At 66.5% G+C, this 24,981-nt stretch carries 22 protein-coding genes; 12 read left to right on the forward strand and 10 right to left on the reverse strand.

All coding sequences use genetic code 11. The features are described from left to right. The first annotated feature begins 218 nt into the window (after window positions 1-218). The 8 genes from ACLJQ7_RS02370 (at window position 219) to ACLJQ7_RS02405 (ending at window position 8,860) form a co-directional block, all read left to right on the forward strand. Window positions 219-1,298, forward strand: a complete 1,080-nt coding sequence (locus ACLJQ7_RS02370) for a hypothetical protein (protein WP_410646447.1) — start codon at window positions 219-221, stop codon at window positions 1,296-1,298. Window positions 1,299-1,451: 153 nt separating this feature from the next. Next, complete coding sequence (locus ACLJQ7_RS02375; RefSeq protein ID WP_410646448.1) at window positions 1,452-5,708, forward strand: DNA/RNA non-specific endonuclease; 4,257 nt, start codon at window positions 1,452-1,454, stop codon at window positions 5,706-5,708. Window positions 5,709-5,814: 106 nt separating this feature from the next. Further along, a complete protein-coding gene (locus tag ACLJQ7_RS02380) occupies window positions 5,815-6,372 on the forward strand; it encodes an SMI1/KNR4 family protein (protein WP_410646449.1) in 558 nt (185 codons plus the stop codon). Window positions 6,373-6,784: 412 nt separating this feature from the next. Next, window positions 6,785-6,997 (forward strand): hypothetical protein, encoded by a 213-nt coding sequence (locus ACLJQ7_RS02385; RefSeq protein ID WP_410646450.1) that lies wholly within the window; start codon window positions 6,785-6,787, stop codon window positions 6,995-6,997. A gap of 402 nt (window positions 6,998-7,399) precedes the next feature. Further along, window positions 7,400-7,681: a hypothetical protein gene (locus tag ACLJQ7_RS02390; protein WP_410646451.1), complete on the forward strand. Its 282-nt coding sequence runs from the start codon at window positions 7,400-7,402 to the stop codon at window positions 7,679-7,681. 16 nt (window positions 7,682-7,697) lie between these two features. After that, window positions 7,698-8,159, forward strand: a complete 462-nt coding sequence (locus ACLJQ7_RS02395; protein ID WP_410646452.1) for a hypothetical protein — start codon at window positions 7,698-7,700, stop codon at window positions 8,157-8,159. Then, window positions 8,160-8,366: a hypothetical protein gene (locus tag ACLJQ7_RS02400; RefSeq protein WP_410646453.1), complete on the forward strand. Its 207-nt coding sequence runs from the start codon at window positions 8,160-8,162 to the stop codon at window positions 8,364-8,366. Between the two features lie 200 nt (window positions 8,367-8,566). Then, window positions 8,567-8,860 carry a hypothetical protein gene (locus ACLJQ7_RS02405; RefSeq protein WP_410646454.1) on the forward strand — a complete coding sequence of 98 codons (294 nt, stop codon included), beginning with the start codon at window positions 8,567-8,569 and terminating at the stop codon, window positions 8,858-8,860. Window positions 8,861-8,943: 83 nt separating this feature from the next. Here the strand turns inward: ACLJQ7_RS02405 and ACLJQ7_RS02410 are convergent, their stop codons facing one another. The 8 genes from ACLJQ7_RS02410 to ACLJQ7_RS02445 all read right to left on the reverse strand — a co-directional run bounded on the left by ACLJQ7_RS02410 (window position 8,944) and on the right by ACLJQ7_RS02445 (window position 18,380). Beyond that, window positions 8,944-9,459, reverse strand: coding sequence for a hypothetical protein (locus ACLJQ7_RS02410; protein WP_410646455.1), 516 nt, complete (start codon window positions 9,457-9,459; stop codon window positions 8,944-8,946). 79 nt (window positions 9,460-9,538) lie between these two features. After that, complete coding sequence (locus ACLJQ7_RS02415) at window positions 9,539-10,765, reverse strand: NucA/NucB deoxyribonuclease domain-containing protein (protein WP_410646456.1); 1,227 nt, start codon at window positions 10,763-10,765, stop codon at window positions 9,539-9,541. 798 nt (window positions 10,766-11,563) lie between these two features. Continuing rightward, window positions 11,564-12,184: a hypothetical protein gene (locus ACLJQ7_RS02420; RefSeq protein WP_410646457.1), complete on the reverse strand. Its 621-nt coding sequence runs from the start codon at window positions 12,182-12,184 to the stop codon at window positions 11,564-11,566. Window positions 12,185-12,520: 336 nt separating this feature from the next. Beyond that, a complete protein-coding gene (locus tag ACLJQ7_RS02425; protein WP_410646458.1) occupies window positions 12,521-14,356 on the reverse strand; it encodes a tetratricopeptide repeat protein in 1,836 nt (611 codons plus the stop codon). A gap of 101 nt (window positions 14,357-14,457) precedes the next feature. Beyond that, complete coding sequence (locus ACLJQ7_RS02430; protein ID WP_410646460.1) at window positions 14,458-14,931, reverse strand: hypothetical protein; 474 nt, start codon at window positions 14,929-14,931, stop codon at window positions 14,458-14,460. A 549-nt stretch (window positions 14,932-15,480) separates the two neighbouring features. Beyond that, window positions 15,481-17,055 carry a hypothetical protein gene (locus ACLJQ7_RS02435; protein ID WP_410646461.1) on the reverse strand — a complete coding sequence of 525 codons (1,575 nt, stop codon included), beginning with the start codon at window positions 17,053-17,055 and terminating at the stop codon, window positions 15,481-15,483. A 231-nt stretch (window positions 17,056-17,286) separates the two neighbouring features. Continuing rightward, complete coding sequence (locus ACLJQ7_RS02440; RefSeq protein ID WP_410646462.1) at window positions 17,287-17,967, reverse strand: alpha/beta fold hydrolase; 681 nt, start codon at window positions 17,965-17,967, stop codon at window positions 17,287-17,289. A 74-nt stretch (window positions 17,968-18,041) separates the two neighbouring features. Further along, entirely contained in the window at window positions 18,042-18,380 is a 339-nt protein-coding gene (locus tag ACLJQ7_RS02445; RefSeq protein WP_410646463.1) for a VOC family protein, read from the reverse strand. 445 nt (window positions 18,381-18,825) lie between these two features. Between ACLJQ7_RS02445 and ACLJQ7_RS02450 the strand changes: the two genes are divergently transcribed. The 4 genes from ACLJQ7_RS02450 to ACLJQ7_RS02465 all read left to right on the forward strand — a co-directional run bounded on the left by ACLJQ7_RS02450 (window position 18,826) and on the right by ACLJQ7_RS02465 (window position 23,484). Continuing rightward, window positions 18,826-20,169, forward strand: a complete 1,344-nt coding sequence (locus ACLJQ7_RS02450) for a hypothetical protein (protein WP_410646464.1) — start codon at window positions 18,826-18,828, stop codon at window positions 20,167-20,169. Between the two features lie 77 nt (window positions 20,170-20,246). Further along, on the forward strand, window positions 20,247-21,467 hold the full coding sequence (locus tag ACLJQ7_RS02455; protein ID WP_410646465.1) for an AAA family ATPase: 1,221 nt from the start codon (window positions 20,247-20,249) through the stop codon (window positions 21,465-21,467). Then, window positions 21,467-22,690, forward strand: a complete 1,224-nt coding sequence (locus tag ACLJQ7_RS02460) for a DUF2201 family putative metallopeptidase (RefSeq protein WP_410646466.1) — start codon at window positions 21,467-21,469, stop codon at window positions 22,688-22,690. Before ACLJQ7_RS02455 ends, ACLJQ7_RS02460 begins: the two co-directional genes overlap by 1 nt. 311 nt (window positions 22,691-23,001) lie before the next feature. Then, entirely contained in the window at window positions 23,002-23,484 is a 483-nt protein-coding gene (locus tag ACLJQ7_RS02465; RefSeq protein ID WP_410646467.1) for an NUDIX hydrolase, read from the forward strand. A gap of 97 nt (window positions 23,485-23,581) precedes the next feature. On the opposite strand, the gene ACLJQ7_RS02470 is transcribed toward ACLJQ7_RS02465, so the two are convergent. Further along, on the reverse strand, window positions 23,582-24,088 hold the full coding sequence (locus ACLJQ7_RS02470) for a hypothetical protein (protein WP_410646468.1): 507 nt from the start codon (window positions 24,086-24,088) through the stop codon (window positions 23,582-23,584). Window positions 24,089-24,143: 55 nt separating this feature from the next. After that, window positions 24,144-24,962, reverse strand: a complete 819-nt coding sequence (locus ACLJQ7_RS02475; RefSeq protein WP_410646469.1) for an inositol monophosphatase family protein — start codon at window positions 24,960-24,962, stop codon at window positions 24,144-24,146. Window positions 24,963-24,981: the final 19 nt, after the last annotated feature.

Here is a 24,981-nt window from a genome sequence, read left to right on the forward strand (position 1 = left end):
CCGCTCAGCGGAAACCGCCTTCAGGGCGGCGAGAGAAACGCGAGCATGACGACAACTAGCGCCCATGACAAATTGCTGTCAATAGGTCTGGACAACCGAAACGCAGCCGTGATCAACCGCTGAAAATTGCTGTGACCGCTATCACGTTATGATGGGGGGTGCTCGCGATGGTGTGCCATAGTTTCCCGGCTGCGTGATCACGTGGCTACTGGGGGGGGGTGGAAATCGTGGTGAAGGTTGCTGTCGTCTGCCGAGCGCTCGCGATCGGGTTGGCGATCACACTTCTCTTATCTGGCAACACTTCTGCTGCTGTCGCAGGTTCGGCGGGTCGAAGCGTGGCGGGGATCGAGCAGTCGCCGTGGTATCCGATGGTGCGCCAGATCGCTCTCTATCACGGGGAAACGCTGGTTCGAGCCTCGGCGTGGCAGGCGGTATGGTCAGACGAAGGGGAAACCGCACTCCAGCGATTCGTAATATCCGGATTTCGTGAGGCGCGGGAGCGTGCTCAGCAGAATTCCGCGCGTAATCGGGATTTCGTGCAGCGAGTATTAGCGACGTATACCGCCACGTACTCCCCGAGGGTCCACGCCGCCGCGAAACAGGCCTCCCAAGGTAGTGACGCTGACCGGGATCGTTTCGTGCGGACTGGTTTCGCTGAAGCGAAAGCACTCGACACCGCCGCCCGGGAGTCCGACGAGCAGCATCGGCAGGTGATCGCTGCGGAGGAGCGGGATTTCATCCGCCTGCTGAGCGTTTCCGATCCTGGTGAGCAGGTCCGGCTGGCCGCGCAGCATGCTCTGCGGCCGGGAAGTACCGATGCGGATGTGCGGGAGTTTTTCGCAACCGGGTGGATGGCGGCGGCGGCGCTGGATGTGGAGATCTTCCGGCTCCGGACGCAGGACGCGGGGATCCAGTATCACGCGGTGATCCCGCGGCTGGTGGCTGACGCCGAGGCGGCCGAGCTTGAGGCCCGCAACGCGGGGGAGGCCGCGGCGGAGCAGGCCCGTCTGGTCGCCGCCCGGGCCTGGGCCACCACGCGGGACAAGGCCGAGGAAGCACGGCAGGCGTGGGAGGCCGAGCGGCAGCTCTGCCTGGAGCAGGCCCGGTACTGGCAGACGGTGAAAGACCGCGCGGCCGCGGAAACCGACCCGGTCTGGGCGGCGATCGTGACGGGCGCGGAGAAACAGCGCGGCGGCTGGACGACGGAAACGACGTTCGCCGGCGACGAGGCCGGGCGATGGACCGACTCTCGTGACCAGGCGCAGCTCGGCTATGAGCGGATGACTACCCGCCCCTGACCCGGCGGATGTGTTCCGCCTGGCCACGACCCGACCGTGGCCAGGTGTTCTGACACGGACTTCTTTCGATGGTGGGGGTGGATTGTGCGAATGCCGAGACGGATGCGCCGCGCGAGACAAGGGGTCCTGGCCAGCCGGTGGTGCCGGCGAACCGTGGTGGTGACCCTGGCCGCCGCCTTGGTCGCCGGGGGAGCGGGACCGGGCAGCTCTGTCGCCGCCCTCTCCGCGCCAGGGGCGCCCCATGGCCAGTGGCAGCCACCGGCCGGTGCCGCCGCGACCAGCGAACCCCCACCGGAGGCACCGGGGCCGGAAGGCGATCCCGAGCAGGAGGCCGTGTTACGGCAGCTGCAGCTGGATCTGCTGGCCGACATCGCCGCGTTCGACGAGGACGAGGAAGTCCGCGCCGCCGCCCGCGACACCCTGCGGAAAGCGGAAGCAGGCGACGCGAACGCCATACCGGTGTTCTTCGACCATGGACAGCAGGACGCCAAAGCGGCGGCGAGGAAACGCAAAGCCGACGCCGACGCTCACAACCGTGCCCTGATCGAGCCGCTGGCGGGCACCGGCGGCCCCGTGTTCAACACTGCTGTGGCCCGCGCCCTGGCCGGCAACGCTTACGACCGGGCCGACTTCCTGGCCTTCGGCCGCGACATCGCCGCCGAACAGGACCGGCGCGAGGGTGCCTATGACAAGGAGCTGAAGAACCGGCGGCGGATGCATGTCCAGGTCGCCGCCGACCGCGGCACGCCCGAGGTGTCCGCGGCGGCGAAGGCAGCACTCGCCGCCGGGGACACCGCGATCGCGGAGTTCCTCAAGACGGGATACCTGGCCGCGGCTCAGCGCGACACCGACGCGCGGGAGCGGTATCTGGCCGAGCTGGAACAGAAACGCAAGGACGCGGTCGCGGCATCGGATCTGGCGCAGCGGACCGCGCGGGCGATGCGCGCCCGCACGAACCTGCTCGCCGCGCACGCCGACGGGGTCAAAGCCCTCGAGCGCACCGCGAACGACATGACCTCCGCGGCGAACATCTCCCGCGAGACCGCCCGGTTGCTCGCGTCGGATCAGGCCGGGCACACCTATCACCCGGAGTTGTATCAGCGGGCGAAGGACGACGTCGCCCGCGAGGTCAGTCGCGCCGTCACCGACGCCCAAGCCGCCCAGAACGCCGGCGCCGGGGCCGGTGTCCAGGTCGACATCCTGCTGCAGAACGGGATGCCGCACGGCACGCAGTGGGCGAAGGTCGTGCAAGGCATGGCCGCTGCCGCGGACGCGGCGAAACGCGCCGCGCAGACCGCCGCGCACGCCATCGACGCGATCCACGCCGACGCCGCCGCCACCGACGCCGCCGAAAAGGCCGAAGCCCGCGAGGCGAACGCCCGCCAGTGGCGGCTCAACGCTGAATCCCATGCCGCCGCGGCCGCTCAGCTCGCACAGGCCGCCAAAGACCAGGCCACCGCTGCGGCAGAGGCGGCCGAGCTGGCGCGCCAGGCCCGGGTCGACGCCGAAACCGCACTTCGCAACGCCCGCGTTCACGCCGCGAACGTCAAACAAGCCCGTGTGGACGCCGAACGCGAACGCGACGTCGCCGCCGCGAAACGACAAGAGGCCGAGCACTGGCGCTTCCAGGCCTCCGCGAAACGACAGGAAGCCGAAGCCAAACAACTCCAGGCCTCCCAGCACCGCGACGCCGCCCAGCGCGACGCGGCCATCGCGCACCAGAAGCGCCTGGACGCCGAGGCCCAGCAGCGGATCGCGGCGGGGAAACGCAGTGACGCCCAAGCCCAGGAACAGATCGCCGCCGACGCCGCCCGTGACGCCCGCGCCCAGGAAAAGACAGCCCAAGCCGCCAACACCAGTGCTCGTAACGAGGAAGCCAACGCGTTCCGGGCACGGGACGAGGCTGCGGCGATCGCCCAGTCCGCGGACACCACGGACAAGAAGGCCACCGGCCTCGAAGGCCTGGCGCAGCGGCTGCAGCAATCCACCGAGGTCGTGCAGGCGGACAAAGACAAGGCATGGGCCGCGGCCCACGCGGCGCGAGCCGACGCCAACAAGGCCAAGGACGCCGCGCAGATCGCCCGTGGCCACGCGAACGACGCTCAAGCGGCCGCCGGTCGTGCCCGTGGCGCCGCGATCGAAGCCGACGCCGCCGCCGGCCGGGCCCGCGCCCACGCCGACGCCGCCCACGCCGCCGCCGCCCAAGCCCGCGCCGCCGCACGCGAAGCCGAAGTCGCCGCCGAGAACGCCCGCACCGCAGCGAATGAGGCCCAGGCCGCTGCGGCGCGCGCGAACGAGGCCGCTTCCCACGCCGAACGGGAGGCCGCTGCGGTCCACGCCGAAGCACTGCGCGCCCGCGCGTCTGCCGAAGAGGCCACCGCTGCTGAGGCCCGGGCCGCGGAGTACGCGCGCAACGCGGCCAACCTCGCACAGCAGGCAGCCGTCGAAGCAGCGATCACCTTGGACGCTGCCCACCGCACCCGGGATGAAGCGAACGCCGCCGGCGTCGAGGCAGCCACCGCGGCCATGCAGGCCGGGATCGCCGCCCGAGCCGCGACCGCATCGGTGCAGTCGGCTTCCGGGATCGCCGCTCCGGCGGACCAGGCCATCGCGATCGTGAGCCCCTTCACCGGCGCGGACATCGACGCCGACTTCATCATCATGGTCGCCAACCGCGCCAAAGACGTCGGGGACACCCAGGTCAAGACCGCCCAGGCCGCTGCCGCGGACGCCGCCGCCCAAGCCCAGCGGGCAGCCGACGCCGCACGCAACGCCGCCGCCGACGTCGCCCCCGCCTACCAGGCAGCAGCCCAAGCGGCCAGCTCCGCCGCCGCTGCTGCGCGCTCCGCCGCGGCGGCACAGCAGTCAGCGGCCGACGCCGCCATCCACGGCGCGGCAGCCCGCAAGGCCGCGGCGGATGCCGCGGTCGTCGACGCCGGCGCACAAGCCGACGCCCAAGCAGCCCGAGCCGCGGCGAACCAGGCCGCCGCCGACGCTGCCCTCGCCGGACGTCTCGCCGACCAAGCCGACGCCGACGCCCGCGCGGCCCGCGCAGCCGCCGACTCCGCCACCCGCGCGGCGAACGAAGCCAGCGCCGCCGCCACCCGCGCCGAACACGACGCCGCAGCCGCCCAACAAGCCGCCGAACAAGCTCAGGTTGACGCTGACGCGGCCCGTGTCTCGGCGGACCGGGCCGCGGAACACGCCCGAAACGCCGACGTAGCAGCCACCAACGCCGAGAACTACGCCAAAGACACCGAAACGCGTGCGAACAACGTGGCGCAGGTTTCCCGTGACATCCAGGCTCAGTTGGCCCAGATCCAGGAGCAGCTCCGGCTGGAAAACGAAGCACGACAACGTCAGGAGGTTGAGCAAGCCATCACCGACGACAGCGAGATCCCCGCGCTGACGTCGGCGGAAGCCGAGGCGCTGCGGACTGAAAAGGGGCAAGCCGCCGTTGACGAGTACAACCGCGCCCGCGCCGATGCGAACAAGCCGCTGCTGGACTTCGTCGCCCAAGAGGGTGGGCAGATCATCCTCGACATCATCGGCTACAACGACGCCAAACGCTGCTTCACCGAAGGCGACTTCATCTCCTGCGTCATGACCGTCATCAACGCCCTGCCCATCCTCAAGATCGCCTCCGTACTCAGCAAAATCCCCGATGCCGTCTCCGCCGTCGTCCGGATCGTCAAAGGCATCCGCACCTTCAAGGACCTGAAGGTCGCGAGACGGCGGCTGACCAGCGAACTGAGGGACCTGGCTCAGCGGCTGATCAAGTGCAAGACGGTCGCTGCCAACAGCCTCGCCGGACCTGGCTGCGAGGTGCAGACCAAGCCCAAGCGCGATCCCCACGCGCCCCCGGTGAACGACCCGCGGCGGGACCCGTACCCGTTCCCCGGCCCGCTCCCCGAGCCTGGCCCTGGCGAGGAGAACAACGACCGGAAATGCCCCGACGGCACCACCGGGTGGGTCGTCAACGACCGCATGCAGAACTTCACCTACAACAACGTGCCCGCAAGCCGTGCCACCGGCGGAACCGCATGCGTCGCCTATGTCGGTCCTCGCCAACCAGGTGAGCCGGACACACCTGTTGGGTACGAAGAAGGGCTGATGCACAGAGGGCATCTCATCGCTTCGATGTTCGGCGGAGTGCACCACGTGCAAAACATTGTCCCGCTGTACGAGTTGGCGAACACGCCCGCTATGCGATATGACATCGAGGAGCCGATCGCGCGGGCGGTACGTGCGGGCGAAAAAGTCTACTACCGGGTCAGTGCCTACTACAAGAACCCCGGAGACGCGGTGCCAGCAAGGCTGTATATCAAGGCATGGGGGATGGAAAGCTCGTTCCGGTGTCTCGCAATAGTAGAAAATGTCCGCAACCCGCCACGGACGACCTGTCAATAGTGCGAGTCAGACGCGTGCGGCTGCTTTATCATGCCAGGTCGATACTTTAGACTTGGCATGATACGGTCTGAACGAGTGTCTCTTCAAAGAAGGAGTCTGCGTTCAGATGACCGATCCTGGTCTCGTTGTCGATCGTATCGCGGTTGCGCTCGGTTGGGATGGCTCCGTATCGCCTGAGCTGGAGTGGGAGGCGGCCGAAGAACAGTTGGGAACCCCGTTGCCCGCCGACTACAAGGAATTCATGGGCCGGTTTCCTTCCGGAGTGATACGCGACGTGGTCACGTTTTGGAATCCTGTCCAGAGCGCTGAGCACCTAGCTCAGTGCAAAGCGAGATTTGACGGAATTTTGGTCGGCGCAAGGATAGCTTGGGAACGAGGGTACGACAGTTTTCCGCCGTTTCCGGAGCCCAATGGAGTGATCCCATTTGCTTCCGATGTCGAGGGTGGCGCACTTTTCTGGCTGCCATGGACATCCAATCCTGACAAATGGCATGTGGTGTATCAGAGTCGACACAGTCCCGATGACTGGACGAGGACAAAGCGGTCAATGACAGCGGTGATGCTCGAACTCGCGAGCAGCAGGAGCGAACGTAACATTCTTGGCTGGAACCTCTCCGCAAAGGAACGATCATTGAGGCCATTTACCCTCCCTGCGGGAGCTTGACAGCAGCCCATCTCCGGCGCGATCAGTTACTAAAGGCGCCGAGGAGGTCCACGCTGCGGAGAACGCCCGCAGCGTGGACTTCACAGACCTGCCCGTGGAGTACATTTCCCCACGCGTACCGCTAGCGACAGGCAACCGGATGACCGCCGCGGGCGCCCCAGCACGTGGGGGCGGCAGGCATCTGAGAATTCATCTTACTTACTCCGCACCTCAGGCTCGGTCTGGTTGCCCAGGATGCAGAACTTGGCTGACGCGACCCAACTCGATGCCGACCGTCGCCAGCCACCCTGGGCCACTTCAACCAGCCAAGGAAAGTCGATGACCCACTCCGAAACCCCGTCCCGCGTCGACGAGATCGCCGCCCTGCTGGGGCTGGCAGCGGCAGTTCACCTCCGAGAGGTCCTGGACGATCGTGGAGCAGGATCTGGGCATCGCGTTGCCGTTGGACTACAAGGAACTGCTGACACGGTTCCCGGGCGGGGTGTTCAGGCGGATCGAGATCGACAGCCCGGTCGCAAACGAAAAGGCCTGGACGAAGTACAAGCGCGCCCTCGATGAACTCCTCGAGATCCTCGGCGACGAGGACCTCGAGTACCTCGACAAGGTCGACTACACCCCGTGCTGAGTACACGGGTCAAGTCCTGAAGCTTTTCTGCGTGGTTGCGGTAAGGCACAGGAACCGGTGGTCTCAGCTGCGAACTGGGGCCACATACTCAGGCGAGGCCTCGAGCGTAACCACGCTCGAGGCCTTCGTCGTGTCTACGGGACTCCGCACAGCACACGGTAGACACCGTTTGCGTAGCGAGCGCTCCTCATGCGTCTGCCCGTACGGGAGCCTTGACTGGTTCCGGTCCACCCCGGGATGTTGCCAACATGGCCAGTGGTTCGCAGCCGCAGAGGCCCGACCGATGACGCAGTGCTCGTAAATCCGCAACCACGGAGCGCGCCATCCTCGCCCGCCCCTGCTGACCTCGGGGCGTGCAGGCGCGCTTCATCCGCAGAAGGGCACCCAGCCATGTTGACATCGGTGAACCCACCTCCCAGGGGCGGCACCACCCCGGCCGCGGTCAGACTGACCTGGCCGGAGGCCTTCGTGATCACGGTGGCCATCGGCCTGACGATCTTCCTCCACGTGCGCGAGACCCCGTTCATCGCGGCCGCGGCCATCGCGGCGGCCACGATGCTCGTGTTCGTCGCCGTGGTCGCGATCCCGCGCGGGATCGGCGAGATCGCGAAGAACCTGCGGCTCCTGCGCGGCGCGGCCGACGAACTGTCCCGCCTGCACGGGGAACAGGAGGGACGGCGATGACCATGACCGTCCCACCGTGCAGCAGCTCATCTTCGAGGCGAAGGACTCGACCGAGTTCCGGGCCCTGCTGGGCAGGATCCTCGAGTCCTCCACGCTCAGCTGCGGCCAGATCGCGATCAAGGCCGGCATGCCGCGCTCCACCGCCTACAGCCTGCCCGGCACCAAACGCCTCGGACTGCCCAGCAACCCCGAACAGATCCGCGATTTCGTCCGGGCCTGCGGACTGAGCGTTACCCAGATCGAACTCGTCATGCACCTGTGGCTGAAGCTGCAGAACGAGACCGAGGAGGAGGCGGCGGCCGGCGACGGCATCCTCCCGGGCCTCGTCGTGGGGGCCGTTCAGTCGGGCAAGTCCCGCATCGCGACCGACGCGATGCTGGCCTGGCACGAACTGCGCGGAGTCAGGGTCGACCACCACCAGTTCGGCGTGAGCCCGCCGCGCCTGCGCGAGACCAGCGGGATCGATCTGCTGCAGTAGGTGCTGGCCAGCGATGAGCGCACCCGGCGCGCAGTCCTGTTGCTGATCCTGGTCACGCTGCTACTGCTGGGCATCGTGGGAGCGGTGGTGTTCCTGGCGGTCCTCAAGCCCCTGGTCGTTCCGTTCGTCGTCGCCGGGCTGCTCGCGCCGTTCCTGCTCGTCGCCCGCAAGAACATCAGGAATCCGACAACGAAGACCAGCGACTAGATCCCGGCACCAGCGAGAGGGGGCCCGGCAGCGAACATGCTGCCGGTTCTCCCTTGTTCAGGCGGTCAGCCGGGGACCGCGGAACCCCCGCGCAGCGGTGTTCGGAAACGATCTACCTGGCAGGTGCGGCTCGGCAGGATCAGGGGCAGATGTCCTGTGCCATGGTGGTGCGAGGACCAGGTTTCGAGAAAGGACCTCTGGTGCGTCAACCCTCCAAGGGCCGCATGCAGGCGCTGACCGCAGTCGACCAAGGTCTCGTGCGGCTGTTCGGGCCCGAAATCGGCTGGCATGTTGCTTTCCCACCGCATGAGTACGCGGAGATGACCTTCGAGGGCGTGCCAGACAAGGCGCTAAAAGAGGTCTACAAGGACGGATGGATCGCTGTCCCTTATGTGCCGGTCGAACCGCGCGAATCGGTCCTGGCCACATTGACCGACAAAGGCCGGGCCATCCTTACGCACTTCGAGAAGGACGACAGTGGTCGCTGGCGCTAGCCGGGGCGCGCAGCTGGCCGCGACGCGGCTGTGTTGTGACACCGGGATGGCGCATATTGCGTTAAGTTCTGCTTGCTGTGGGGTTAGTGGGCGCGCCAAAGTGCGCCGGTGCTGTCGGTGGCTTTCAGGAGTTCGTCCTGGCATGGTGTGTCCGGCCAGATCTGGATCAGGTGCTGCTCCTGCGGGTCGTCTGGGCCGCGGTCTTCGCCAGCGTCGCGGTGACGCACCGAGTCCCGCACGCGGTAGGTGCCGCCCGGGGCTGGGGGCAGCGCGATGGGGATGTCGACGTCCGTCCCGCAGGCCGCGATCGGGCTGGTAGGCCAGGTGACCGAGACTTCGGCCACGTCCTCCCAGGAATCGAGGTCGGGCTCCGGCGGTCCGTCCCAGATCTCGGTGGTGACGGTGATGCCGCCGAGGTGGACGCCGCACGTGACCGCGACGAAACCCGGTGCAGTGGCGAGCAGTCCTGTGACACGAGGGTCGGGCAGGGAGCCGACGTGGTAAAGCGGGCTCTGCGGATCGTTGCGGTCTCCGAGGGAGAAGCTGTTGTCCTCGATGGTCAGGGTGCCGGTGGTGCGATCGAGCATCGTGGCAGGCATCGGTTTCTATTCCTTGTGCGGGAACGTGACAGGGGCGAGGCCGCGGTGCGGCCCCGCCCTATTGAGCTGAGTGTCTAGGTTATCCCGGGCACTTCACGAATGCCCGGGTCTTCTCGGCGATCTCCTGGTCGGTGATGCCGGCGGGCAGGACCACGTTCACCCAGAATTTGTCCTTATCCAGCACGCGGTTGGCGGCGTACCAGGGGCGGCGGTAGCGGCTGCCCTCGAGGCTGTTCTGGGTTGCGGGCACCATGGAGCAGGAGTGATCCGGGTTCAGGGAACCTCCCTGGTAGGTGCTGGCGAACGGGTACTCGTCGCACGATTTGCCGGTCGGTCGCGGAATGCTCGCCGGGCAGGCGGCGTTCCTGTTGGCGGTGATCACCGCGGCGTCCATGGTGCGGGTGAGTTCGGGGCCGAGGCCTTTTCGGCCCCACTTGCCGGCGAGGTTGCGTTGCGCCCATTGGATGTGCCAGGCGACCTGGGCGGTGTCGTTGTTCAAGGTCGACACGTCGTAGGTCGGGGTGAACTGGGCATAGACGCATCCGCCGGTGTTCGGCCCCACGGTCGGGGTGCTGTCACAGCGGACGTCGACGGCTGACCCGATTTCCTCGCGGATCGGTCCCCACACCGCGGGCGTGATTGATTGGAAGGTGAAGCTGGGTGTGATCTTCAGGTTGTCCAGGTTGCTGCCCGCCGAGGTGACTTGATAGTCGAAGTCCACGGGTACCTGGAACGGCAGGGTGCGGATCGCCGAGTTGGTGGCAGTACAGCCGCTCGAGCAGGTCGCGGTCGCGAACCCTGCCGTGCCGAGTTTGGCTGCGCCTTCCGCGATCATCACGGTCGCGTTGATCCGCTGCGTCCAGGTCCGGGTCCGGGTATCCAGCGTCACGAGACTTTTGACGGCCATGTCGGCGAATCCGACCTCTTTGCCGGTCTGCAGGTCGATGAGTCTGTAGGCGACCTCCTCGAACAGACAGGACTCGGTCCGGTTGAAGAACAACTGGTCTTTCGCGGTGCACACGACCGCGGCAGGAGCGGCCAGCTGCCGCTGCAGCGCCTCCGATCGGTGAGCCTGGTCAGGAAGGCTCTCGGGACTGGTCAGGCAAGCCGCCGTCCCGACTCTGCCTCCGCCAGTCTGCAGATTCGCGCAGTCCTGTCCGGCCTGACTCACGCTTTGCCACAAAATACCGGGTCGCTCCGCGCTGGCTGTGTCGGCGGATGCTGCAGTGGCACTCAGAGTGCATCCGACTACGGATATTGCAGTGATCAGCGAGAATATTCTTCGCGGACTATGCCGTGTTGTCATGCAAATTTCCCTTCCGGTCGAATTGGCATACGAGGTGGCGAATATGTGCTTGACACAGTGAGTAGAAATATCGGCGACGGGACATTTAGCAACACTGCATTAATGACTTTGTGCTTAATCGTGTGTTTCACTGCCGCCGGCTCGCGCATAGACATGCGGACTCGCGTGCGGAAGTCTCTCTGGCAATATGATATATCGCCATTTTGTATCTGCCGGAGAGGTTGTCTGTTCTCGCCAGTTGTAAGCGATACAGTGCTTCCATTAAGCCCAACGCCTGCGGTTAGCGGGCGACGGGGCGCGTATCCGTGCTCAATCCCGCACTGTCTCGCTCTCAGAACGTGACGCCCTGTTAGCTATATCCATGTGAGCGCCATGCAGGTGTACTCCTGAATTCAGTACAAGCATGGTTTGAACGAAACGAAGCTGATAGTGGCTCCTGGTCCCCGCGCATTGAATTCGCTGTGACTGTCTACCAACCTCAAAGTCGTGCTGTCAAGCGTTGGCGAACATGGCCGGCCGGTTGTGATGGCACACTACGGATTCCCCGATTTGAAAGCGCTGAGAAACAGAAATCTGCAGGCTTCTTGCGCCCGCCGGCGCCGCGGAGCCGTTGGCGGGTCTCATGTTGGTTCCGTGGGGTATGGGGCGTCTGACTTTCGAATGGAGTACGCGGATGATGCCGGTGTTTGCGGGCCCTTCGCGGTGCCCACTCGGGAGTGGTCGACGTGGCCCGACCTGGAGGACGTCGCGGGCTCGTACAGGGGTGTACCTGGAGGAACGGGGCGATCAGGAGCGCGGTTACCGGGGATTTCGGTTGCGATGCAAGGCGTTGTCGACCATCAAGGTAAATGTTGTTGGGCGGCCTCGCCGGAACCGGTTCGAACCGCGGTCACCGGCAACCGGCAGATTGATGACCTCGCCCTTGGTGAACCCGTGCGGGTACAGCGGCTTGTCGAGGTTGGACAGGGTGAGCTGCCGGGTGCCGGCCTGCACCGTGATCTTCGGTCCGAGCGGGCGGGGTGGATCGTCCGCATCGCGGGGGCGTGTCCTGGTCGCCGCGGCGGGCTCGGCGGCCGGGGGAGAGGCGGCCACTGGCTCGCGGTCAAGCTGGGGTGCGAGGACGTCGCCGGGGTCCTTGTCGTTCCGCAGTCCGCGCCAGGCGGGGTGCCGCAGATGTCCGCTGGCTCGGGTGACCTGCCGGAACACGACCTCGCCGACCAGGACCGGATCCACCCACTGCGCGTGGTCGACGTCCGCCCGCGGCGGATCGTCGGCGAACGGGTGTTCCGGCCGGGTCAACGTCTCGAGGTGGGTGTGGAGGCGGGCGCGTTCGGCGTCGCTGAGGCCGGTGCCGACGTCGCCGATGTACCGGAGTTCTCGGCTGTCCGGGTCGTAGGCGCCGAGCAGGAGGCCGCCCACCGTGCCGGTGAAGCGGCCCTTCCCGGGTGCTGGCAGGGCGCAATATCAGAACTCGTCGAATGCCCGGCTATCCGCTGTCACGTCTGTACAGAACCAATCGGCCAGCGGCGTCTTCACCTGAGTACGTGGGGGCCAGGGCGAGTGTTCCAGAGGCGCTCCAAAGTTTGTCCCACCTGGCATTCCGCACGTCGGTCGCACTCAGGCGCTCAGCGGCATGAGCGGATGTTCGCTGACTCTAGAATCACCTTACATTAAAGTGACCGACTCACGTATGTTGTTGTGGCTCGGTGTTCTGCTGAACGCGCGGAGGCCATAACCTCTCAAGAGACTAGTCGGCTACCGCTTCTTTCCCTTCTTTCTGCGCTTTCCTGGGCCATGCCACAGGATCGGCTGCTTGGCTTTGGCGGCATTGTGTCTGATATTTTTGAGGGCCTCCTTGGTGGCCTGGGTGGTGGGATGGTTCTCACCCAAGACCCGTTGACGTGCAGCGAGGACTGCTCGCATTGTAGTGTCGGATTCTCGGTACCGACCTGCGACTGCGCAGACTATTGCCAGGTTGTGTTGGGTGGTGAGAGTGCTGGGGTGTTCCTCGCCCAGCACCCTCCGCGCGATGTCGAGGACGGCCTGCAACTCAGCCTCCGCTCCCGCGAGATCGCCCCGGCCCTCAAAGACAAGGGCTATGCCATGTCGTGCCGCGAGCGTGCGTTCGTGTTCGTCGCCGAGGGCGTGGCGGCAGGTCCGCAGCATGGACTGGTACTCGGCTTCGGCTTGTGCGCGCAGGCCGCGGACGTACAAGTGCCGGGCGGCCAGGTCGACTGTGTGCGCTACGCGGTCGACCAGAGTCGGGTCGATGTCGGTTCGCGCGAGGGCGGGGAGTAGATGAAAGGCGTGCGGAGCGAGCAGGGTCCAGAAGTTCCATCTGGTGTGGTCCTTCGGTGACCAGTCGGCCTCGCCCGCGGCCGAGTCGACCAGCAATCGCGCGGCAGTGGTCAAATAGTCGTCGTCACCGTGGACAGGATCGAGGTAGCGGTGACCGGCGTCGCGCCTGAGCGGGTGCAACCGCAGCACCGGCACAGCAACGTCGGCAGGGTCCAAGGCGTCGGCGGCGGTCAGAGTGAGCAGGCCAAGGTTCGCCGATTCGTGAAGCAACGATCCGGCCTGCTCACGGTCCAGACCGGCGAACACTGGCGAGTCGAACAGGGCACGTTGCCGCAGGATGTCGCGGTAAGGCAGCGGAGCGGGAGCAAAGTGGGCGAGCAACCGGATGAACCGGCCCGCAAGCGATAGGCCCCGCTTCTCCAGCAAGTGGACCGCCATCCGCCAGACTTCGTCGATCGCCGGACCCGCGCCGCCGGCCGGATCCTGCGGAGGGGTGTCCATGAGGTCCGTCCGGCCCAGGTCGAGGGCGGCATGGAAGTCCTGGAACGTGATCACGGCATCGTCATCGACCCAAAGGTCATCCACGGACTGAGCAAGATAGGAACCGGCCACTGCCAACGCCAACGGCAGCCCGCCCAGCCGCTCGGAGAGAGCGCACGCCGCCTTGTGGTCCCCGCCGCGGCCGTGTGTGAGGTCAAGCAGCACTTGGGCGCCGTCGGCGGGATTGAGCATGTCCACTGGTATCTGCCGTAGGCGCCGACCCGCATGTGTCCGGCCACCGCCGCGCCTGCTGGTCACCAAGACCAGACCAGTCTGGTTAAGGACGGGGCGGATCCACCCGTCTGCCCAACCCGCCCCGTCCGCGGTAACGTCGAACACCTCGGGGTCGTCGGCGTTGTCGACGACCAATAGCCACGGCTGAGTTTGTGCATTCAACCGGCGCCACACCGCGTCTGCTGCATCGTCGGCCTGGAGTTCCTCGGCGCTGGCCCCGATCAAACGCCCGACGGCGTGCATGCCCGCCACCAGCCGCGCATGGTCGACCGCGGACACCCACCAGACATCCACTCCTTTGGCCGACAGCTTTCGTCCGACCTCCGCGGCGATCGAGGTCTTCCCGCTGCCTCCCAACCCGTGCAGAAGAAGGGAACGCCCGCCGTCGCCGGCACCCTCGAAACTTTCGAGCAGTTCCTGAACGACCCGGCCCCGGCCACGCAGGTGCTCGCCCCCGATGATGTCCGGTGGCACGGCCACCGACTGGGCGAAAGCCGCCCGCTCCACCGAGAATGGCACTGCGGGAGTCGTCCCGAAGTCACCGATGGCGCCTGCTGCGACACCGCCCGAACCGGCCAGGTAGATGTTCTTGGCGTGAAGGGTTGTCCCCCCGGGAACAGTCAGTCCTGATCCGTCCCGGGCTGGGGAGGGTTTCCCGACGTCGAAACGTTTCCGTGGATCACCTGCGCCGCGACACCGCCCGAGGTCGCCGATGTCGTGGAATCACCACCGACGACGACACTGTGGTCACCGGTGACCGCCGTGACCGACACCCCGTCCGCCTTCGACTGCTCCACTACACCGCGCAGCTCGTCGGCGGACTCGGGGTGCTCTTCCAGTACGTCGCGCAATCGTGTCGCCCACTCCGTCGCGCGTACCTCCCGCGCCCGCTGCAACTCCGCACCCGTCAAAGGCAGCAGCTCCGTGTGAGTACGTTCCAGACGCCCTTCCACCACCAATGCCTGCTGCTGGTCGCCACGGCCCAGGAATCGAGCGAACCTCTCCTTTGTCTTCGTCCACGCATCCGTGGCCGCGGCCTCTACCAGCGCCGTGCCACCCGCGGCCGCCAACGCGACCAACGCTTCCTCCAACACGAAACCTCCCTGACGACTCAAAGCTCGACGAGTGCCGAAACCTACGCCTAGGATCGCTAGCCGGTAACCCACTGTTACGAGCACCGGCCACCATGGAGCCCGCACACCCGGCAGGCCATCACAATGCTGAGGACGCCTGCTCAATGAGCTGGGCCGTAACCTCATAGGGCAGGCCGATATCGACACAGCCATTGGCTACTACACCCTTGCCTGCGACAGTTACCAACGACTCGCAGGCCCGCCCACCACGACATGCTGAACTTGCGCAACAACCTGGTCCACGTATACGAGTCGGCGAGTGACCTTGCGCGGGCGACCTCTCTATCCGGGGTCACTCTTGCCGACAACGAGCGGGTGCCAGGGCCCGACTACCCCAGGACTCAGATCATCTGCGCGAACCTCGTCAGGGCACGAACGACCTGAAGCTGCCTTCATACGATCGTTACGGAACGGCTTACCTTGGTGCCGAATGCCCGCTCATCGGCATGAGCGTGCGAATGGAGAGCCCGTTCTCTTCGAGATGTGGAATTTCAGCGGAGGGTGGTTGTCTTATCGATCATGCTGCTCGTCCTCCTCTACCTGTCCGGTAGTCAGTTCGAGGGCGAACCGGCGTGCATTGTCGTTGGGATCGGAACGTGCAAGGTCGTGAATCACGTCGCGAGCGTCGGCCGGCCATGTGGTTCGCGGCCACTGTTGGAACGCTGTCAGCGCCATGTTCCGGTTGCGAGTAACCGGGCTGTGCAGTCCTGCCAGCAGCAGATCGGCTCCGGTACCCGGATGGTCGCGCAGGGCTTGCAGGGTCCAGTCCAGCGCATTGTGGGCGCGCCATTGCGGGCCCATTCCCAGCGCATCGGCTGGCCCGGTCGTGATCTGGTCGATCGGCAGGAGGGTATGTACCAGGTCTGCCAACTGCTGAGCGCGCCCGGTGTCTGCCTGTTGCCAAGCGTGAAACCACCCGCTGCCGAACGGATCGGTCTTGATCTTCTCGAGGTGTGCGTCGAAAGTGTCCATGCCCCGGACACGGGCAGCACGGTCTGCCAGGGAGAACTCAACGGGGTCGTCTGATGCCAGCCCCGCGGTGATGCGGCCGATCCATGAGTCCTGGCTCAGGATCTGGTCACTGGCGTGCTCGAAGGCTTGTCGGCGGGTGGCGGTCCAGCCGTTCTGGCTGCGCTGGTCCCACCCGGTCTCGCGGGCGAGGAAGGAGCGGATCGTAGCCACGGTCGAGAAGTCCTGAAGGGTCTGCGCCTGGGTGGTCATCGTGGCGAGAAACGCCTCCACGGCGTCGGCGCCGGACTCGTAGTCGTCGACGTCTTCCGCCGGTCCACCCGTGATCAACGCTTCCAGAATTTCACCAGCGGAGGTCAACAACCCTCGATCGACCGTCTCACCGCGCAGAGCTTCGAGCAGACCTCCGGTCGTGGCGGCAATGCAGGCCAAGTACTCGTACATGATGGAGTTTCGGAATCCCTCACGCAGGATCCACGAGCGAATGTCCGGATCGGTCGTGTCCCGCAATCGCTCCACGCAATGAATCCGGCCCCAGCCATCCACCGACGCGGCCAGCGCCCACAACTCCGACTCCGGGGCGGGTAGCCCGTTGGAGATGGCCACTGCGCAAAAGAGGGTGAACTCTTCGTGTGCGCCGAGCGTCCGCACGACGGCCACGTCCTCTCCGAGCCCGGTGACACCAAGCAGTGCGATACCCAGCTTGACCGGCCCTCGATCGGGGGCCGTGACGGCAAGCCACTTCCCGACCCTATGCAGCGCCCTCCCGTCCAGCCGCTCGCGGCCCAGCCTTTCCATCAACGCGTCGACGTAGTCCATGACGTCGTCATCCGTGATACCGGCATAGAGCTTGCGGAGCTGCCTGACCGATGGCCGCTGGCACACCGTGGCCAGCAAGCGTGCGACCTCAGTGGCGCGGTCAGTGCCATCGGCAGATCCATGGTGACCGATGACCCCATCCATGGCACCAGGCACCCACCGAAACCGATCGGACATCACCTTGGCGTCGTCCGGCAACCCCACCTCCGCCGGCAGCCGCCCGGACGGATCAAGATTCCGGCGAATGTGCTCGTAGAGCGCAACCCCGGCCATCACCACCGGCAGGTCAACCGACACAGACGTCACTCCCCGCATATCCACGACAACACGCCATGGACGATACAAGTCCCGAACCTTGGCCTTAAACCAAATACCCCAGCCCGCAGCGTTACCGACGTGATCCTCAACTCGGCACATGCGCGCCTCGCGACAGCGCGGTCAGCGGCATGAGAGGACGTTCGGTGGCACTTGGTCGGCGGGGCACCGGCCTTGCACCGAGGTCGCGGCACCTGCGAGAAGGGTCCCCGGTTAGAGGTCGACGATGAGCTTCAGGACGAGCTCTGAAGCGTTGTGCATGAAGTTGTGTGTGGTATCCCAGGTATGCACAGTGAATTGTTCGTCGGCGCGTGCTTTCGCCGTCATCGCCGCGAGCGGGGATTCGCCGGGCCAGCCTGTCGCTTCGACATAGTGCTTGACGGGTACGTCGCGCCATGCCCCCGTGAGTTTTGCGGCTTGCATCAGGGTGGCCAGCGGGTGCGGGCGTGCACGCTTATCGAAAAACGGCAAGGGATCAACGAAAGCTCCGGTACGGGCCGACCCGTCGACGTACCAAGTATGCTCCTCGTCGTTGGTCATCGACCAGCTAGAATCCCCGTTTTCGGGGATTAGGGCGTCCAGATAGACCAATGCTCGGATTCGGTCGTATTCGGCGTCCGCGACACCGCTGATAATGCTTCCGCCGTAGCTATGGCCGACGAGGACTGCATCGCGCGTGCCGTCCGCCTCCGCCGGAACTGCCCGCAGTGCCTGGATCGCCTGGTGCACGTGGTCATCCAGGGTGATCACCTGTTGTGGCGGGTTTGCGTCCGGATCCAGGCCCAGGGGAGTGAGCGCGACGACGGTGTGCCCGGCCTCCTTGAGAGCGGGGACTACGGGGTCGTACCACCAGCCGCCGTGCCAGGCGCCGGGTACAAGCAGATAAGTGGTCACGGGTGGATTTCCTTCCGGCATGTGAGTGCATAGCCAGGGCTGGTAGGGCAAAGCCGAGATATGAAGCCCGTCGATCAGCCGTGGGGGCGTGACTCGATGGCCTGTAGCGACCAGCTGTTGCCGTCAGGATCGTGGAAGTAGACGAAGTTGCCCCACGGCTGCACGTCGACCTCGCTCGCGTCGATGCCGGCGTCGAGCAGCTGCTTGCGCGTCGTCTCAGCGTGGGCGACCACGACTTGGATCTCCTGCGTGCCGGGCGTCTTGGTGGTGATGCCTTCGCCGATCACGATGGAGCAGGCCGAGCCGGGCGGTGTCAGCTGGACGAACCGCAGGCCTTCGTGCACTTTGTGATCGTGGTCGGCGTTGAAGCCGACCTTCTCGTAAAACGCCTTGGCCCGATCGACGTCGGTCACCGGAACAGGGATGAGTTCGATCTTTCAGTCCATGGTCCCACCGTAGGACGTGGGTACGACATTCCGCGCTCCGTTCCGTACGGTCTTCCGAGAAGCGCGAGCGGCGGCAGGGCCAACGCGGGTCACTGCCCGTTGGCCGAATGAACGTGAAAGCCGCACTAGGCACACCCCCACCGTCCGCGGCATGAGCGGACATTCGCCGTTGGTCGACTGCGACGGTCACGCGGCTCACTACCCGGATGGACCTCGAGTCAGTCCGTGGGCACCTTTCAGTCGGCCATGCCGGGAGTCAGTCCGGACACCCTGGTGACCGTTCGACGAGCACCACGCCAACTCCAGCAGTTCCCATGGAACAGCCCTCACTCCGTGTTAATCCTGCTACGCTTGCCGCGATGATTACCTACTTGAGCCGATCGGAGGTTCCGTTCGCCAAAGGTGAGTGCTGATGCGCCCCTTGACTGCGAATGAGAACTTCCGCCTCCGTTTCTGGGCGCGCGTGCGCGAGTTCGCCGTGCCGCCCTCGATGATCGAGTCAGCGACTGCCCGCCGCGCGGTGGGTGACTGGGCTGGAGCCTGCGCTGCCGCGCGCGTCGACGTGGATCTGAACCTGCGAGCCGTGGGTCGCGCTCATGGCAATTTGTTGGCAACGCAGGTCCGCGCTGATCTGCGTCATCTGGCTCCGGACCTGCTTCGCTGGCATTTCCCGAGAATCGGTCCGGACGGCCCGCTGCGGCCTGGTCTCACGGTTTCCCTCGCCCGGTACTGTTCGACGGCTGACAGCGGCGACGCGATACACCTCGTGGCGCGTACGCCGCCGGCGTGGGCGGATGCCGGTCAGCGGATCAGCCTAGCGCTGTGGGCGTCATCCCAGCCCAGGGCCGGGACGGGTCTTCATCCGCATCCCCGCCCCGACCGCCGGTTTCGCCTCGATCTGCATCGCCATTTATGGGACGTGCGCAGGGCCGGTGAACTGCGGGAGCGGTCCGGTCATTGGCCTTCGGACGGCGATCTCGCATGGGATCAGATCCCTGCCGGGGTCGGCGCGTGCGCCGTGGACCGGTGGCTGGCCGAGGCGGCACTGCTGCTGCGCGCTGAGGGCCGTGGAGGCGCCGTCGTCGCCGTGCGGCTCTCTAGCCGGCACCGGCTGATGTTGAACCTGGGCGCGCCGGGTGAGGCGGTCGGAGGCTGCGCCCGTGTAGTGCCGGTCCTGCCCGACGCCGCGACCTGGGTCCTGCCCGACCTGGAGTTGCTTCATGCCGGGTTGATCGACGTTGACCAGCTGCACCCGCTTGTCGCGTCGGCACTTCGACCTGACCATCGGCCGGTCGGTGCGTCACGGAGTCCGGACGGCTTAGGGAATTCGCGCCTCGTCGAGTGTCGTGGTGCCACGCACCGAATCGGTGTGGTGAACGGGGTGCTCGTCCCGCTGGACCACGACCCCGACGAGATTCGCCGCGAGGAGCTGCTCGGCGCGCTGGGCGGCACCGAGCTGCCGTGCCTGCGGGCGATCGACGAGGCACACCGGCATCCGGAAAGTCTTGTGGATGTTCGCGCCCGGCTGGACCACGGCGACACCGCCGGCGCCCTCGCCTCCGTCGAAGGTCTGCTCGGGCCGGACGTGCTCCTGCGCAGCGGCGCATTGCGCGATGAGCTGGAGACGGCGGTGCGCCGCCAGGTGGCTCATGGGCTGTACCGGGCCGGGCTGGCCGGGTTCGGACCGGCTCCGTCCACACGGGACACCCGCCGTCGTGTTCTCCGGACTCGCCCGCGCCACGCGCCCCTTCGCTGATCCTCATATCTCGCTTGCTCACTTGGCCGACGCACGGCCCCGATTCGACACCAAGGTGATCAAAACTGTCTACTGCCATGGATATTTCTTCCGAAGCGGCTCACCTCCGGCCGCTGGACGTCGCCGTCGATCTGCTTGCCCTGCTACACGACACGACCACAGAGCCGCGTACAGACACCCAATTGGAAGCCTTGACGCTGGCCGTGTCCGCCGATTTGCCGGTGCTGCTGTGGGGCGAGCCGGGCATCGGCAAGACCGCGGCGCTGAACCAGCTCGCGGATGCTCTTGAACTGCCACTGACCACTGTGATCGCGAGCGTGCACGAGCCGTCCGACTTCTCCGGTCTGCCGGTGGTCGGCGATGATCCCGCGGAGCAAGGTGTGCCGATGGCCCCGCCGGACTGGGCCGTGCGCCTGGTCCGGGCCGGCCGGGGGCTTTTGTTCCTGGACGAGCTGTCCACCGCGCCGCCGGCCGTCCAGGCGGCCCTGTTGCGCGTCGTGCTCGAGCGACGGGTCGGTGCCCTGCGGCTTCCTCCCGGTGTCCGGATCGTGGCCGCCGCCAATCCGAGTTCCTCCGCGGCCGGCGGCTGGGAGCTGAGCCCGCCGCTGGCCAACCGGTTCGTCCATCTGCAGTGGACCTATGACCACGACGTCGTGGTGCGTGGGCTGGGTGGAACGTGGCCGAAGGCGGCGCTGCCACAGCTGGACCGGGGGCGGCTGCCCGACGCCGTGACGTTCGCCCGACGGGCGGTCTGTGAACTACTGGCCGCCCGGCCCGGACTCGTCCATCAACTGCCGAAGAACGAAGCACGCCGCGGCGGTCCGTGGCCCTCACCACGTAGTTGGGAGATGACCCTGCGGCTGATCGCGTTCGCCACCGCGGCCAGTGCCTCCCGGGATGTGCTGTCCATGCTGGTTCGGGGGGCCGTCGGAGACGGGCCGGGCCTGGAGTTGCTGGCCAGCATGGATCGGATGGATCTGCCGGACCCCGAGGTGCTGCTCGCGGATCCCGCGGCGGCGATCCTGCCCGAGCGTGGCGACCTGCGCCAGACGGTGCTCGATGGCGTGGTGGAGGCGGTGCGCAGGCGGCCGGAGCGGTCCCGCTGGAACGCGGCGTGGTCGTTGCTGGTGCTGGCTTTGGAAACCGGCGCCCCGGACCTGGTGGTCGTGCCGGCGGCCACGCTCGCCGCGCTGCGCCGCGACGACTGGCAGGTGCCGGTGGCGATCGAGCGGCTGTCCGGGGCGGTGTCGTTGTCGCGGCGAGCGGACCGGGCCGCGGTCGGCGAGGGTGCCCGCTGATGACGCCGGGGAGTATGGACGAGGAGAAGCTTTTCGCCGCCAGGCTCTACGCTGTCCGGAACCGGCCGTACCTGGCGACGGCGCTGTTCGCACTGCACACTGTGGAATCACGGCAGGTGCCGACGATGGCCGTGGACCGCCACTGGCGCTGTTACGTTTCGCCGGGTTTCGTGGACCGCACCCCGTTGGAGGAGCTGGCCGGGGTCTGGGTGCACGAGGTCTCCCACCTGCTGCGCGACCATCACGAACGCAGCGACCGGTTCGCCGCGAAGCACGAGCTGACCGGCCCTGCCGAGCGATTGCGCATGAACATCGCCGCAGACTGCGAAATCAACGACGACGTGTTCGGCGACGGGTTGGCGCGGCCCGAGGGCGCCGTCCAACCGGCGCTGCTCAGGTTGCCCGAGGGGCAGCTGATGGAGGACTACCTGCGCCAGTTCAGGCTCGGGCCGTACACCGCCGGATTCGCCTGGCTGGACTGCGGTAGCGGCGCCGACGGACTGGAGCGCGAGTGGGATCTGGGCGCCGATGGTGCGCATGGGCTCAGCGCGCAGGAACGAGATGCCGTCCGGTTCCGGGTCGCGCACGGCATCAACAGCAGCCCGGGCAGCACCCCGAAGGGCTGGCAGCGCTGGGCACAGGAGGCATTCCAGCCGCCGCAGCCGTGGCGGGAACTACTGGGGGCAGCGGTCCGTTCAGCGATCTCCGGCCCAGGCGTTGGTGAGGACTACACCTACGGTCGCCCCTCGCGCAGGTCAGCCGGTCTGCCCGGCGTCATCATGCCGAGCCTGCGGCGCCGGCCGCCTCGTGTGTGCGTGATCGTCGACACCTCCGGGTCGGTGAGTGACGCCGAATTGGGGAGCGCGATCGTCGAAATCACTGCGATCATCCGAGCGGTGGGCGGCAGAGGCGACCTTGTCTCAGTACTGTCGTGCGATGCCGCCGTTCACGTCACACAACAGCTGTGCCGCGCCGAAGGAATCCCCCTGGTGGGCGGCGGCGGCACGGATCTGCGCACCGGCTTCGCCAAGGCTCTGCGCGGCAGCCCCCGCCCCGACGTCATCGTTGCCCTGACCGACGGTCAGACACCGTGGCCCGAGGCAAAACCGCCCTGCCGGGCGGTCGTCGGCCTGTTCCCCCGGCAGCGTCAACTAGACGAGAACAATCCCCGCTACGTGCCGGACACACCACCTGCTTGGGCGCGAGTGGTCACACTAGGCTGATCACTCGGCGGACGTCGGCGGCCTCGAAAGTCACTTCATGGCAGTGTAGGTCCATCCGCTCATCGGCAAGACAGTGCGTTAGAAGATCCGCAGGTCCGACTCCGAATGCGTCCGCGACACGCCTGAGTAGCGTCCGAGGTACGCCGCAGGCGCCAGTCGTAACACAGTTTCGTCCAGGTCTGAGGGCTCCATGACCTCCGATGCTGGGTGAGATCGCTCCTTACACGAGACCGGAGAGCGCGCCACCTGCGGCATGAGCGAGAATCGCCCACCGGAGTTCACCGTGGCCGACCCGGCAGGAGGAGCCGTCCATGTCTGTTCGCTTGAGCGCGGTCATCAAGGCACCGAACGGATACCTGCTCGCCCTACGACAAGACTTGCCTGACAGCGCTCATCGACATCTCCTGCCGGGCCGCAGGGTCGACGACACCGACCGGCCGTTCGAGGACGCATTGCGGCGTGCACTCCGCGAGCAGGCGAACCTCAACACGACCATCGGGACGCTTATCAACATCGACAAGACTGGCGTTGACGACGAGCACGTGTTCATCGCGCACATCGACGGGGACAACTCGACTTCGGGGGACTTCACTGAGCGGCTCCCTCCAGCACCGGACGGGTGTTCCTGGAACTGCATCGAGCCCACCCCAGCCGCCATCCACGACGCCAACTTCACGCCCGAAGGGATCGGATACCTCCTCGCCGGCCACCTGCGACACGGCCGGCAGCCGTGGGCACTGGCCGATATCCGATCACGACCACCTGCCACTCGCCGCCACCACAACGCGCGCTGAGCCGCGAGAGTCCCGCGCCCAACGGCACAGGTGGGCTCGGCAGCGCCGGAACCACGCCCGCCTTGCGGCCGCAGCGGGCGTTGGCTGTAACCGTGTTCTAGCCCGCACCGGTACGCAGGAGGACGGACGCGTCTCTCCACTCGGATGCGGATTGTGGTGGCGGGAGTTCGACTCCGGCTATCCCGCCAGTCGCAGCGAACTCCGTCATGAGGGCGGCCATCAGATCAGCTGCCTCCCGCGTCGTCTCGGACGCGTTCAATGGATCATCGAGACTGAGGCCGAGTACGAGGGCACCTTCTTCCGTAACGGTGACGATGGCGCCGTAATGTCCGATTGCTCGGAGGTACAGGGAGAAGGCACGTTCGGCTGCGTCATCCCGGCGTAGCTCCGCCAGCGCGTCAGCGTCACCATGAGCTGGGTCGTGCGAGACGAAAGTCCGAACGAACGCCGGGAATCTTGGGTCGCCCGGCTGCTCAACGTCGACGTAGCGATCGATGAAGCGCGACAGCGAGCCGTCCCGGTCGCCGGGCTCCACCCACACGTAGACATCGATTGCCGGGGGCACACCAGATGGTACCGCGCTGCCTAGCCGGATCACGCTCATCGGCATGAGCGTGCGCTTGGCCTTCCTTCGGCCGCCTTGCGGCATGAGCGGACGTTCAGTCGTTGCGATGGCGCGAAACGAGGTCGATCAGGTTTCGGTGAGTCTCGGGGTCGGCGGCCGCGACCAATCCCTGGATACCGGAGTGCACTGGCCGCCCGTCGAGATTGGTCACGACACAGCCTGCCGCCTGACACAAGGCGATGCCGCTGGTGAAATGCACGCTGTCCCGCAGGTGCCCGTCGGTGATGTAGCCGGCCCGCCGTCCGGCCGCGACCCAGGCCACCGCCAGGCTCGTGGACACCACGCGGGGACGGAAGTCTTCGGTGAAAGCATCGTCCAGCAACATCCGGGCTGCGCGGAACGTCACGGCATTGGGGAACGGCGGGTCGAGATTGACATCCACGACGCGGTCGCCCGCCCCGGGTATTAAGGGCTCGTCGCGGCCGTCCCGGCGGAGGAACGCACCGTATCCACTGGTCCAGAAAACTTCGCCGGACAATGGGTCCGCCGACACCGCCACCGTTACGCCGCCCTCGGTATGCAGGGCGACGTTGACCGCGACCAACGGCGTCTGGGCGGCGTAGTTCACGGTGCCGCACAACGGATCGACCAGCCAGGTCCGCGCCCCGTCCCCGGTGTCCGTGCCGTACTCTTCACCGACGATCACATCGCGCGGATAAGCCTCCCGCAGCACCCTCCGGATTACGCGCTCCGCGGCGAGATCTACCCCCGTGGCGAAATCTCTGTCGCCTTTCTCGACCCGCTTCACAGCGCTGCCATAAGAACGCCGGATCACTTCACACGCGGCGTCGGCAGCGCGGATCGCCACTTCCGCATCGGAGCCTGCCCTCATCGCCTTGACCACTTCAGCCATCAATCACATCCTTCCATCC

It is taken from the genome of Amycolatopsis sp. cmx-4-54, from assembly GCF_046548895.1.
Classification (GTDB): Bacteria; Actinomycetota; Actinomycetes; order Mycobacteriales; family Pseudonocardiaceae; genus Amycolatopsis.

Coding starts and splice junctions, on each gene's coding strand:
- ACLJQ7_RS02460 (WP_410646466.1), top strand. CDS start 21,467: ATGACGCCGGGGAGTATGGACGAGGAGAAGCTTTTCGCCGCCAGGCTC.
- ACLJQ7_RS02465 (WP_410646467.1), top strand. CDS start 23,002: ATGTCTGTTCGCTTGAGCGCGGTCATCAAGGCACCGAACGGATACCTG.
- ACLJQ7_RS02415 (WP_410646456.1), bottom strand. CDS start 10,765: ATGACAACACGGCATAGTCCGCGAAGAATATTCTCGCTGATCACTGCA.
- ACLJQ7_RS02380 (WP_410646449.1), top strand. CDS start 5,815: ATGACCGATCCTGGTCTCGTTGTCGATCGTATCGCGGTTGCGCTCGGT.
- ACLJQ7_RS02450 (WP_410646464.1), top strand. CDS start 18,826: ATGCGCCCCTTGACTGCGAATGAGAACTTCCGCCTCCGTTTCTGGGCG.
- ACLJQ7_RS02455 (WP_410646465.1), top strand. CDS start 20,247: ATGGATATTTCTTCCGAAGCGGCTCACCTCCGGCCGCTGGACGTCGCC.
- ACLJQ7_RS02475 (WP_410646469.1), bottom strand. CDS start 24,962: ATGGCTGAAGTGGTCAAGGCGATGAGGGCAGGCTCCGATGCGGAAGTG.
- ACLJQ7_RS02470 (WP_410646468.1), bottom strand. CDS start 24,088: ATGAGCGTGATCCGGCTAGGCAGCGCGGTACCATCTGGTGTGCCCCCG.
- ACLJQ7_RS02410 (WP_410646455.1), bottom strand. CDS start 9,459: ATGCCTGCCACGATGCTCGATCGCACCACCGGCACCCTGACCATCGAG.